The 11202-nt window shown below is 71.5% G+C and carries 11 protein-coding genes; 5 read left to right on the forward strand and 6 right to left on the reverse strand.

All coding sequences use genetic code 11. The features are described 5' to 3' along the window. Together ilvD and GA707_RS00780 are read right to left on the reverse strand one after the other, a co-directional pair. Entirely contained in the window at positions 1 to 1845 is a 1845-nt protein-coding gene (ilvD, locus tag GA707_RS00775) for a dihydroxy-acid dehydratase (RefSeq protein WP_152176520.1), read from the reverse strand. A gap of 100 nt (positions 1846 to 1945) precedes the next feature. Then, entirely contained in the window at positions 1946 to 2476 is a 531-nt protein-coding gene (locus tag GA707_RS00780; RefSeq protein ID WP_152176521.1) for a histidine phosphatase family protein, read from the reverse strand. 372 nt (positions 2477 to 2848) lie between these two features. Here GA707_RS00780 and GA707_RS00785 point away from each other — a divergent pair, with 372 nt between their 5' ends. Then, complete coding sequence (locus tag GA707_RS00785) at positions 2849 to 3694, forward strand: alpha/beta fold hydrolase (RefSeq protein ID WP_152176522.1); 846 nt, start codon at positions 2849 to 2851, stop codon at positions 3692 to 3694. On the opposite strand, the gene GA707_RS00790 is transcribed toward GA707_RS00785, so the two are convergent. Further along, entirely contained in the window at positions 3691 to 4632 is a 942-nt protein-coding gene (locus tag GA707_RS00790; protein WP_226963437.1) for a 2-hydroxyacid dehydrogenase, read from the reverse strand. The two genes, GA707_RS00785 and GA707_RS00790, sit on opposite strands and share 4 nt — an antisense overlap. Positions 4633 to 4760: 128 nt before the next feature. Here GA707_RS00790 and GA707_RS00795 point away from each other — a divergent pair, with 128 nt between their 5' ends. Next, positions 4761 to 5393 (forward strand): DUF937 domain-containing protein, encoded by a 633-nt coding sequence (locus tag GA707_RS00795; protein WP_152176524.1) that lies wholly within the window; start codon positions 4761 to 4763, stop codon positions 5391 to 5393. Positions 5394 to 5468: 75 nt separating this feature from the next. Here the strand turns inward: GA707_RS00795 and gatB are convergent, their stop codons facing one another. Genes gatB through gatC form a run of 3 tightly spaced genes read right to left on the reverse strand, consistent with a single transcriptional unit; the run spans position 5469 to position 8924 of the window. Next, positions 5469 to 7013, reverse strand: coding sequence for an Asp-tRNA(Asn)/Glu-tRNA(Gln) amidotransferase subunit GatB (gatB, locus tag GA707_RS00800; RefSeq protein ID WP_152176525.1), 1545 nt, complete (start codon positions 7011 to 7013; stop codon positions 5469 to 5471). Further along, positions 7010 to 8560 carry an Asp-tRNA(Asn)/Glu-tRNA(Gln) amidotransferase subunit GatA gene (gene gatA, locus GA707_RS00805; RefSeq protein ID WP_152176526.1) on the reverse strand — a complete coding sequence of 517 codons (1551 nt, stop codon included), beginning with the start codon at positions 8558 to 8560 and terminating at the stop codon, positions 7010 to 7012. The genes gatB and gatA overlap by 4 nt, the downstream gene beginning before the upstream one ends. Positions 8561 to 8612: 52 nt before the next feature. Further along, positions 8613 to 8924: an Asp-tRNA(Asn)/Glu-tRNA(Gln) amidotransferase subunit GatC gene (gatC, locus tag GA707_RS00810; protein ID WP_152176527.1), complete on the reverse strand. Its 312-nt coding sequence runs from the start codon at positions 8922 to 8924 to the stop codon at positions 8613 to 8615. 109 nt (positions 8925 to 9033) lie between these two features. On the opposite strand from gatC, the gene GA707_RS00815 reads away from it, so the two are divergent. From GA707_RS00815 to GA707_RS00825, 3 genes are read left to right on the forward strand one after another with little or no spacing between them, the layout of a single operon-like run. Next, entirely contained in the window at positions 9034 to 9807 is a 774-nt protein-coding gene (locus tag GA707_RS00815) for a metallophosphoesterase (protein WP_152176528.1), read from the forward strand. Positions 9808 to 9809: 2 nt separating this feature from the next. After that, positions 9810 to 10457, forward strand: a complete 648-nt coding sequence (locus GA707_RS00820; protein WP_193315101.1) for a TIGR03085 family metal-binding protein — start codon at positions 9810 to 9812, stop codon at positions 10455 to 10457. Between the two features lie 13 nt (positions 10458 to 10470). After that, entirely contained in the window at positions 10471 to 11136 is a 666-nt protein-coding gene (locus GA707_RS00825) for a trimeric intracellular cation channel family protein (RefSeq protein WP_152176530.1), read from the forward strand. Positions 11137 to 11202 lie beyond the last annotated feature (66 nt).

Genomic DNA, 11202 nt, shown 5'->3' on the forward strand with positions numbered 1-11202 from the left:
CTACGGGACCAGCCGGACCGCGCCGTCGGAGGCGGAGGTCGCCATCGACGCGTAGGCGCGCAGCGCAGCGCTGATCGGCCGGTCGCGGTCGACGGGGGTCCAGGGCCGCTCCCGAGCCTCCTGCTTGGCCCGCCGCTCGGCGAGGACCTCGTCGGAGACGTCGAGGTGGATCGAGCGGCTCGGGATGTCGATGACGATCGGATCGCCGGTCTCGACCAGTCCGATCGCTCCGCCGGATGCCGCCTCCGGCGAGATGTGGCCGATCGAGAGCCCGCTCGTCCCGCCGGAGAACCGCCCGTCGGTGATGAGGGCGCACTTCTGGCCGAGCCCTCGACCCTTGAGGAAGGAGGTCGGGTACAGCATCTCCTGCATGCCCGGGCCGCCGCGCGGACCCTCGTAGCGGATGACGACGACGTCCCCGGGCTGGACCTCCTTGGCGAGGATGCCCGAGACGGCGTCGTCCTGGGACTCGTAGACGCGCGCCAGTCCCTCGAAGTGCCAGACCTCCTCGGGCACACCGGCGGTCTTGACCACGCACCCGTCCGGGGCGACGTTCCCGCGCAGGATGGCCAGGCCGCCATCGGCGGTGTATGCGTGGGCCAGGTCCCGGATGCACCCCTCGGCCGCATCCGTGTCCAGGCTCGCCCACCGGTTGGTCGTCGAGAAGGCCTCGGTCGTGCGCACGCCGCCCGGGGCGGCGTGGAAGAGCTCGACCGCCCGCTCACTCACGGACCCGCTGCGGATGTCCCATTCGCCGAGCCACCGCTCGAGACTCGGGCTGTGGACGGCGTGCACGTCGGTCTGCAGGAGCCCGGCCCGGTTGAGCTCGCCGAGGATGGCTGGAATCCCGCCGGCCCGGTGGACGTCCTCCATGTGGTACTGCTGGCTGTTCGGCGCGACCTTCGACAGGCACGGCACGCGACGGCTGATCGCGTCGATCTCGTCGATGGAGAAGTCGAGGTCCGCCTCACGGGCGGCGGCGAGGAGGTGCAGGATCGTGTTCGTCGAGCCCCCCATCGCGACATCGAGGGCCACGGCGTTGCGGAAGGCGTCGTGGCTCGCGACGTTGCGCGGCAGGACCGACTCGTCGTCGCCGTCGTAGTAGCGCTTGGCGATCTCGACGACCGTGCGGCCCGCGGTGAGGAACAGGTCCTTGCGCGCGGCATGCGTCGCCAGCGTCGACCCGTTGCCCGGCAGGGACAGCCCGATCGCCTCGGTGAGACAGTTCATCGAGTTGGCCGTGAACATGCCCGAGCAGGAGCCGCAGGTCGGGCAGGCGGAACGCTCGATCTGGTCGAGCTGGTCGTCGGTGACGGCGTCGTTGCTCGAGGCGATCATGGCGTCGATGAGGTCGATCTTGCTGTGGACGATCCCTTCGATGGCCTGGGTCTTGCCGGCCTCCATGGGTCCGCCGGAGACGAAGACGGTCGGGATGTTGAGGCGCAACGCGGCCATGAGCATGCCCGGAGTGATCTTGTCGCAGTTGCTGATGCAGACCAGCGCGTCGGCGCAGTGGGCGTTGACCATGTACTCGACCGCGTCGGCGATGAGCTCTCGGCTCGGCAGCGAGTAGAGCATGCCGGCGTGACCCATCGCGATTCCGTCGTCGACGGCGATCGTGTTGAACTCGCGTCCCACTCCCCCGGCCTCCGCCACTGCTCCGGCGACGAGCTGGCCCATGTCCTTGAGGTGGACGTGTCCGGGGACGAACTGCGTGAAGCTGTTGGCGATGGCGACGATCGGCTTGCCGAAGTCGCCGTCAGTCATGCCGGTCGCCCGCCAGAGGGCACGGGCGCCCGCCATGGTCCGGCCGTGGGTCGAGGTGCGGGACCGAAGTGCAGGCATACCTCAGAAGTCTAGGTGGGGTGCGGGGCGCCGGCCCAGGCGTCTCACGGGTGGGGTCGAGGGCTCCCGAGGCGTTGAGTGGTCACGCGCGGTGGAGTGGTCACGCGGGAACGATGGCGCGGGCGACGTGGAACCGGTCCAGCCGCGCCGTGGCGGGGGCGAGGTCGGACCAGCGGCCCGAGTAGGACAGGATCGCGATGCCGGTGGTCGGGAAGCCGGCCGCCAGCGCCTCGTGGCCCTGTTCGCTGCCCTCACCGTCGGCCAGGATGCTCGTCAGATAAGGGATTCCCGGCGCGTGTCCGACGACCATGACGACGGTGGCGTCCGCGTCGGCCTCGCGGATCACGTCGAGCAGGCGCTGGGCGCTGGCGTTGTAGACCCGGGAGTCATGGTGGACGTCCGCCTCGCTGCACCCGCCTTCCCAGATCGCCTCGCAGGTCTGCCGCGCCCGGGTTGCGGTCGAACAGAGGACCTCGTCGATGCCGAGTCCGTAGGCGTGCAGCCACCGACCCGCCTCGCGCGCGTCCTCCCAGCCGCTGTCGGTGAGCTCTCGCTCAGCGTCGGGATTGCCCTCACCGGCCTGGCTGTGCCGGACGAGGACGAGGACTCGGTCTTCGGACGCCGTCGTCATGTCCCCAATATGCCACTGCGCCGGGGCGCCGTCAGCGATCCGGGGTGGGCCTCCTGTTGACTCCTTCGTCACTGTCCTCGACGGATGGGGGCCGGCCCGCACTCTCCGGCCGGGGGCGCCAGCCCTCACGCGCCAGGCCTGCGTGCGGGACGCCTCATCGTGCAGTGAGTCCGCCACGGCCCGCGCTCCACCCCTGTCCCTGATCCGACCTGCGGCGATAGCATCCGAGCGACCCCTTCGCGACCAGCAGGAGAGCGCACATGTCTCACGACGCGATCGTCGTACTCAAGGACGATCACGACACGACGATCGACGCCGTCATCTCATGAGCGCGCACGGCGAGGCCCACCCGACCGTGCCCAGCGGCGCACCGTGACCACACGCGTCGTCGAGCACGACGGGCTCGTCCTCCCGGTCCGGGAGGGCGGCCCGTCGGACGGCGAGCCGGTCCTGCTGCTGCACGGTTTCCCGCAGGACTCCCGATGCTGGAGCAGCGTCCAGCCGGACCTGCACGCGGCGGGGCTGCGCACGCTCGCGCCGGACCAGCGCGGCTACACCCCCGGCGCCCGCCCCGATCAGGTGTCGGCCTACCGACTCGAGAAGCTGGCGCAGGACGCCCTGGCCGTGCTGGACGACGCCGGTCTGGGTTCTGCACACGTCGTCGGACACGACTGGGGCGGCGGACTGGCCTGGTATCTCGGCATCAGCCATCCCGGACGGGTCCGCAGCCTGACCGTGCTCTCGACGCCGCACCCGAGCGCGTTGGCCCGGTCCATGGTCGGGTCCCTGCAGCCCCTGAAGAGCTGGTACATGGCCCTGATCCAGCTCCCGCTGCTTCCGGAGGCGGTCCTGGCCCGCACGCTCGGTGCCACGTTGCGCGCCTCGGGCCTGCCCGACGACGTTGCGGCCGAGTACGCCTCGCGGTTCGACACACCTGAGACGCTGCGCGGGCCGCTCGCGTGGTACCGCGCCGCAGCCAGGCATCCTCCGATGCACCTGCTGCGGGGAACGGAGGTGGTCGGGATCCCCACGACCTACCTTTGGGGCCGCCATGATCCCGCTCTCGGCAGGGCCGCCGCGGACGCCACCGCCCGGTACGTCACGGGCGCCGAGTACCGGTTCGTCGAGCTGAACGCCGGCCACTGGCTCCCCGAGCGGCGCCCCGCCGAGGTCGCCGAGGCGGTCGTCGACCGGGTCACTCGCGCATCTGCGGGCTAGCCGCGGCCGGGTCCGGCCACGATGTGCGGCACGGTCCCCGTCTGCACGTATGCGGTGAGCTGCTCCCGCAGGAAACGCACCGCGCGCGGACGGAACGCCGTCGTCGGCCCGCCCGTGTGCGGGCTGATGAGCACGTTCGGCTCACGCCACAGCGGGTGGTCGGGCGGTAGCGGCTCGGGATCGGTGACGTCGAGGGCGAACCGCAGCCGCTTGGCATGCGCCAGAATCGCGTCAGTGTCGGCGACCCCGCCCCGGGCGACATTGACGACGAGAGCCCCGTCGGGGAGTGCGGCGAGCAGGCCGTCGTCGACGAGGTGGTGCGTGGCCTCCGACAGCGGCACGCTGACGACGAGGACGTCTGTGCCTGCGAGCAGCGCGGGTAGGTCATCGATGCCGTGCACCCGGTCGACGAGGTCGTCCCCGGCCCGCGGCCGGCTCGCGACCGCCTCGACGCGCACCTCGAAGGGCAGCAGCCGGCGCGTCACCGCCCGCCCGATCGCTCCGTAGCCGAGGACGACGACACGCAGGTCGGCGAGGGCGTCGTAGATCATCGGCGCCGCCCACCGCCCCTCGAGACCGTCGCGGACGAACTGCGGGATGCCGCGCAGTGAGGCCAGGGTGAGGGCGACGGCCAGCTCGGCGGTTGAGGTGTCGTGGACGCCGACCGCGTTGGCGAGCGACACGCCCTCGGGCAGCACCTCAAGCACCCCGTCGTAGCCGGCCGTGAGCAGCTGGACGAGGTGCAGCGCCGGCATCGCCCGAAGGAGCGCGCGGTCGTAGCGCCGCATGTAGGGCGGCACGCAGACCTCGATCTCAGCAGCACGCTCGGGCACGTCGAGCAGGCCCGCGACGACGAGCTCGGTCCCCTCAACGGGTCCGACCGCCTCGATCCACTCAACGTCCGGGAGGCTGACGACCAGGGACGACGACGAGGACACGCAACCCACGCTACTCAGCGTGCACGCAGTAGGTTGTCGATCACCGAGCCGGTCGGTGCCGTTCGGCGCCCTCGGCTCCACCGACAGCGCCGGTCACCGCTGACCGGCCGATCCGAAAGGACGACCACATGTCCGGTCTCGATGACATCCTCAGCGCCCTCCCCATGGACCAGCTGGCGCGCCAGCTCGGCACCGACGAGACCACCGCGAGGCAGGCGGCCTCGATGGCCCTACCCGCGCTCCTCGGCGGGATGCAGGCGAACGCCGCCGACCCGCAGGGAGCCGCGTCGCTCCAGAACGCGATCGGCCAGCACGACGACGGCCTCTTCGGCGAGCGCGTCGACCTCGACCGGGTCGACACTCGCGACGGCGAGAAGATCAGCTCGCATATCTTCGGCAGCAACGAGGACCAGGTCGTGCACGCTCTCGGAGGCGCCGGCGGCGGCATGGGAGGCGACCTCATCAAGAAGCTCCTGCCGATGCTCGCTCCGATCGTCCTGTCCTATCTGGCCAAGCAGCTGCAGGGCGGCGGACTCGGCGGTGCGGGGCGCTCGGTCGACGCCGGCCCGAGCCTGCCGACGCAGACCGGGGGCGGCGGTCAGGCCGGCGCGCCGGGATCATTGCAGGACATGCTCGGACAGGTCCTCGGCGGAGCGGCGGGTGGGGCCGCCGCGGGCGGCGCCGCGGCCGGTGGATCCAAGGACCCGTTCGGCGGGCTGGGTGACCTCCTCGGTGGCCTTCTCGGAGGCGGCCGCCGCTGACCGACAGTTCTCGACGAGGGATGGTTCCGGGCACGGTCGCCCCCCATCGCTCGTCAGGTGGTCAGGCCGCCCGGCTCAGGTGAGCTTGGCGATGATCAGCTCGCGGACGGCGGAGGCGTCGGCCTGACCCTTCATCGTCTTCATCACCTGGCCGATGAGCGCTCCGACCGCCTGGACCTTGCCGTCGCGGATCTTGTCGGCGATGTCCGGGTTGGCGGCGATGACCTCGTCGACCGCGGCCTCGAGGGCGCCGCTGTCCTGGACGAGCTCCAGACCGCGGGCATCGGAAACCTCCGTTGGCGTCCCCTCGCCCGCGAGCACCCCCTCCCAGACCTGACGTGCCATGGAGTCGTTGAGCCGCCCGCTCGTGACGAGCGACTCGAGCTCGACGACGTGGCGGGGCGTGACGCCCAGGACCGCCGCATACGTCGGGACGTCCTGACCCTCGGCGTTGGCACGGCGCGCGATCTCACCGGACCACCACTTGCGGGCGGCCGCGGGCGACGCGCCAGCGACGACGGTCTCCTGGATGAGCTCGACGAGTCCGGCGTTGACGACGTCGCGCATCTCGAGATCGCTGAAGCCCCAGTCGGACTGGAGCCGCTTGCGACGCTCGGCGGGCGGCTCGGGCAGCGTCGTGCGGAGCTGCTCGACCCATTCGCGGGGCGGAGCGACCGGCACGAGGTCGGGCTCGGGGAAGTAGCGGTAGTCGTCGGCGTCGGACTTCTCGCGCCCTGACGTCGTCACGCCGGTGTCCTCGTGCCAGTGCCGGGTCTCCTGGACGATGCTGCCGCCGCCCTGGAGCACGGCGCCGTGGCGGCACATCTCGTAGCGGACCGCCCGCTCGACCGAGCGCAGCGAGTTGACGTTCTTCGTCTCACTGCGGGTGCCGAAGCGGTCGGCGCCCTTGGGCATGAGCGAGAGGTTGACGTCGCAGCGCATCGAGCCCTGCTCCATCCGAACGTCCGAGACGTCGAGGGCCTTGAGCAGGTCCCGCAGGCCGGCGACGTATGCGCGCGCCACTTCGGGCGCCCGCTCCCCCGCCCCGAGGATCGGCTTGGTGACGATCTCGATGAGCGGGATGCCGGCGCGGTTGTAGTCGACAAGGCTGTGCGTCGCGCCGTGGATCCGACCGGTCGCACCGCCGACGTGGGTCGACTTGCCGGTGTCCTCCTCCATGTGTGCCCGCTCGATCTCGACACGGAAGACCTCGGTGCCCTCGCCGCTCTCGGCCGGGACCTCGACGTCGAGCCAGCCGTTGAACGCGATCGGCTCGTCGTACTGGCTGGTCTGGAAGTTCTTCGGCATGTCCGGGTAGAAGTAGTTCTTCCGCGCGAACCGGCACCACGACGCGATCTCGCAGTTCAGCGCCAGGCCGATCCGGATCGCCGACTCGACCGCGACGGCGTTGACGACCGGCAGCGCGCCCGGCAGGCCGAGGCAGACCGGGCAGACCTGGGTGTTCGGCTCGGCGCCGAAGGCCGTCGGGCAGCCGCAGAACATCTTGGTGTTCGTGTGCAGCTCGACGTGCACCTCGAGGCCCATGACCGGGTCGTATGCGGCGACGACGTCGTCGTAGTCGAGGACGGCGTCGGTGGTCCGCTGGGTCGAGGTGCTCATCGGGCGTCCTCCTTCGTCGCGGCGGCGGGCATCGGCAGGGACGTGACGTCGGGCGCACCGTCGAGCAGCGGAGCAGCCCACTCGGCGAGCAGACGCGCCTCGAGGGCGGCGCCCACCGCATACAGCCGGTCGTCGGCCATCGCGGGCGCGAGGACCTGGAAGCCCGTCGGGAGCCCGTCCTCGGGCGCGAGGCCGCTCGGCACCGAGATGCCGGGCAGCCCGGCCAGGTTGGCCGGGATCGTCGCGATGTCGTTGAGGTACATCGCCATCGGGTCGTCGAGCTTGTCGCCGAAGCGGAACGCCGTCGTCGGTGCTGTCGGGCTGATCAGGACATCGGCCCGGGTGAAGGCGGCGGCGAACTCGTTCGCGATGAGTCGGCGCACCTTCTGCGCCGAGCCGTAGTACGCGTCGTAGTACCCGCTCGAGAGGGCGTACGTGCCGAGGATGATCCGCCGCTTGACCTCGTCGCCGAAGCCGGCGTCGCGGGTGGCGGCCATGACCTGCTCGGCGCTCGCGTCCGGGGCCCCCTCCGGCCAGACCCGCATGCCGTAGCGCATCGCGTCGAACTTGGCGAGGTTGCTGCTCGCCTCGCTCGGGAGGATGAGGTAGTAGGTGGCCAGCGCATACGTGAAGCTGGGGCAGGAGACCTCGACGACCTCGGCGCCGGCGTCGACGAGGTGGGCGACGGCCTCGTCGAAGCGCTGCTGGACGCCCGCCTGGAAGCCCTCGCCCGTCAGCTCACGGACGATTCCGATGCGCATCCCCGAGACGTCGGCGCGGCGGGCCGCCTCGACGACCGGTGGGAGGGGGTCCGCGATCGAGGTCGAGTCCATCGGGTCGTGGCCACCGATGATCTCGTGCAGCAACGCCGCGTCGAGGACGGTGCGCGTGCACGGGCCGGCCTGGTCGAGCGAGCTGGCGAGGGCGACGAGGCCGTAGCGCGACACCCCGCCGTAGGTGGGCTTGGTGCCGACCGTGCCGGTCACGGCGGCGGGCTGACGGATCGAGCCACCGGTGTCCGTGCCGATCGCCCAGGGCGCCTGGAAGCTGCCGACGGCCGCCGCCGAGCCGCCGCCCGAACCGCCGGGGATCCGCTCGAGGTCCCACGGGTTGCGGGTCGGGCCGTAGGCGCTGTGCTCGGTCGAGGAGCCCATCGCGAACTCGTCCATGTTCGTCTTGCCGAGGATCGGCAGGCCGGCCTCCTTGAGCCGCCGCACGACCGTCGCGTCGTAGGGCGGGATCCAGCCCTCCAGGATCCGGGAGCCGCACGTCGTCGGCAGACCCTTCGTCGTCAGGACGTCCTTGACCGCGATCGGCACCCCGGCCGCCGCCGGGAGTGACTCACCCGCCGCCCGGCGACGGTCGACGTCGGCGGCGGCGGCGAGCGCCCCCTCCGCGTCGACGTGCAGGTATGCGTGGATCCGCTCGTCGACGGCGCTCACCCGCTCGAGGTGGGCCTCGGTGAGCTCGCGCGAGCTCACCTCTCCGGCGGTGAGCAGGTCGGCGAGCTCGGCGGCGGTGCGCCGGATGAGATCGGAGGAGGTCATGGCTGTCCTGAGTGTCGTGACGGGTGGAAGCAGACGTCGACCGAGTCGAGGCTCAGTCTTCGGCGAGGATGCGGGGCACCGAGAAGCGCTGCTCCTCGGCGTCCGGCGCCATCGCGAGCGCCTGGTCGGGTGACAGGCTCGGGCGCACCTCGTCGGGCCGGGTGACGTTGACCAGCGGCATCGGGTGGCTCATCGGCTCGACGTCCTCGATCGGTGCGGACGAGACGGTCGCCACGGACTCGAGGATCACCGCGAGCTCGCCGGCGAGGTGGTCGAGCTCGGCCTCGGACAGGTCGATCCGGGCCAGCGAGGCGAGGTGCGCGACATCGTCGCGGGTGAGACTGTCGCGGGTGGGGTCGGACATGGCCAGCAGTCTAGGTGTCCCCGCGGTGGCCCGATGACACGACCACGCGTCGGCCGAGCCCGAGCTCACCTCCTGCGCGAGGCACACGGCACCGCATAGGCTCGGCCGCGTGACCCGGATCCTGCACCTGAGCGACACCCACCTGCACGCCCCCGGGGCGCAGACCCTGCACCCGGAGATCGACATCCGCTCCCGCCTCGAGCAGGTTCTCGAGCGCGTACGCCCGTACGGCCCCTTCGACGCGGTCGTCGTCACCGGCGACGTCTGCGACGACGGCAGCGACGTGGGCGCCAAGGAGGTCCGGGACCTGCTCGACGGGCTCGCTCCGGTCATCCTCGCCGTCCCCGGAAACCACGACCTCTCCGCGCCGGTCCGGGCCGCCTTCGGCGAGGCCCGCGGGCAGGTCGGCCCCTGGACCTTCGTCGGCATCGAGACCCAGGTCGAGGGAGAGATCGCCGGTGTCGCCGACGGCGTGGTCCCCGCGTTGGCCGAGCTCGCCGACCGCCCGGGAGTGCTCCTCATGCACCACCCGATCGTCTCGCGCAGCAGTCACGAGTGGTTCGTCCTCGCCGGCGGGGCGGAGGCCGAGCGAGCGGTGACCGCTCACCCCGCACCGCTGGTCGTTCTCTCCGGGCACACCCACGAAGCGTTCGAGGGGCGGGCAGGCGGGGCGCACCTCATCGGCGCCCCTGCGACCTACTACTCGATCCGGCACGACGGCCCCCGCTTCGAGTTCGTCCTCTCCCGCTTCGGTGCCGCAGTCGTCACCCTCGACGACGAGCGGTTCGAGCCGACCGTGGAACTCGTCATGATCGAGGACGAGACCATGCGCGGGGAGACTCACCTCGACCTCACCGCCCCCGACCTTCCGGAAGGACCGTGACCGTGCCCACCCGAGCCGTCGCCGCAGCCGAACGGTCCGCCCTGTGCGACACACTCCTCGAGGTCGGACCGGACGCGCCGACGCTCTGCTCCCCCTGGCGCACGCGCGACCTGGCAGCCCACCTCGTCCTGCGCGAGCACCGTCCCGACCTCGTCGTCGCCGCCCACCTGCCCGGTGTCAGCGACCGGCTCGAGCGGGAGCAGAACGAGCTCGCGACGGCCACCCCCTGGCCCGAGCTCGTCGAGCGCGTCCGGTCGGGGCCTCCCGCGTGGCACCCCACCCAGATCGCCGCCGTCGACGACGCGGTCAACACCCTCGAGTTCTTCATCCACCACGAGGACATCCTGCGTGCCGGCGACCCATCTGTCGTTCGAGAGCTGTCCGAGGAAACGGCCCAGGGCGTCTGGACCGCGCTGAAGCGGACCGCCAAGCTGCTCTTCCGCAAGGTCGACGCCGGGCTGGTCCTCGCAGCTCCCGGATACGGCCGGATCGCGGTGAAGGCACCGTCGCGACGGGGATCCGTCACCGTCACTGCGGCCCCGGGCGAGCTCGCCCTGCTCGGATTCGGCCGGGCCACCCACGCCCACTTCGACGCCCGCGGCTCCAAGGCCGCCGTGACGGCGCTGCAGACTGCACCACTCGGGGTCTGAGCTACCCGGGTCCATGGTCACCTCCGACGCCTCGGTGCAGGTGGCGCTCGACATCATCGGCGTCTTCGTCTTCGCGCTGTCCGGCGGGCTGGTCGCGTTGCGGGCGCGGCTCGACCTCTTCGGGGTGCTCGTCCTCGCCTGGGTCACCGGGCTCGGCGGAGGCATCATCCGCGACCTGCTGCTCGGCGCCACTCCCCCGGTGGGGATCTCCGACTGGCGGCTCGTCCTGTCCGGCCTGCTCGCCGGTCTTCTCGTGTTCACCTTCCACGGCAGGCTCCGGGCAGTGGCCCGGCGTCGGCCGCGTCGGGTCGGGCTCGTCTCGCGGCTCGTCAAGATCCTCGACGCGGGTGGTCTCGCGCTGTTCGCCGTGTCCGGCTCACTCAAGGCGATCCAGCTCGACAGCCCGTGGCTCGCCGCCGTCATCGTGGGGGGCGTCACGGCGATCGGTGGCGGAATGATCCGCGACGTCCTCGCCCGCCAGGTTCCCGAGGTGCTGCAACGCGAGCTGTATGCGGTGCCCGCCTTCGCCGGCGCCGCGCTCGTCGTCGGCCTCGACCGCCTGGGATGGCTCAATCCGGTGACCACCTGGCTGTGCGTCGCCCTGATCTTCATGACCCGGATGGTCGCCGTCGCCCTCGATCTCAACGTGCCGAGGTCGCGAGCCGCCGAGCCGCCGTGATCTTCGTCGTGTGGTGCGCTGCAGCGTGTTCGGTGTGCTGTAGCGCACCGATGTCAGTGCACCGCA

The organism is Nostocoides sp. F2B08, from assembly GCF_009184895.1.
Lineage (GTDB): Bacteria > Actinomycetota > Actinomycetes > Actinomycetales > Dermatophilaceae > F2B08.

Coding starts and splice junctions, on each gene's coding strand:
- gatC (WP_152176527.1), bottom strand. CDS start 8,924: ATGTCCGACCCCACCCGCGACAGTCTCACCCGCGACGATGTCGCGCAC.
- gatB (WP_152176525.1), bottom strand. CDS start 7,013: ATGAGCACCTCGACCCAGCGGACCACCGACGCCGTCCTCGACTACGAC.
- GA707_RS00780 (WP_152176521.1), bottom strand. CDS start 2,476: ATGACGACGGCGTCCGAAGACCGAGTCCTCGTCCTCGTCCGGCACAGC.
- GA707_RS00795 (WP_152176524.1), top strand. CDS start 4,761: ATGTCCGGTCTCGATGACATCCTCAGCGCCCTCCCCATGGACCAGCTG.
- gatA (WP_152176526.1), bottom strand. CDS start 8,560: ATGACCTCCTCCGATCTCATCCGGCGCACCGCCGCCGAGCTCGCCGAC.
- GA707_RS00825 (WP_152176530.1), top strand. CDS start 10,471: ATGGTCACCTCCGACGCCTCGGTGCAGGTGGCGCTCGACATCATCGGC.
- ilvD (WP_152176520.1), bottom strand. CDS start 1,845: ATGCCTGCACTTCGGTCCCGCACCTCGACCCACGGCCGGACCATGGCG.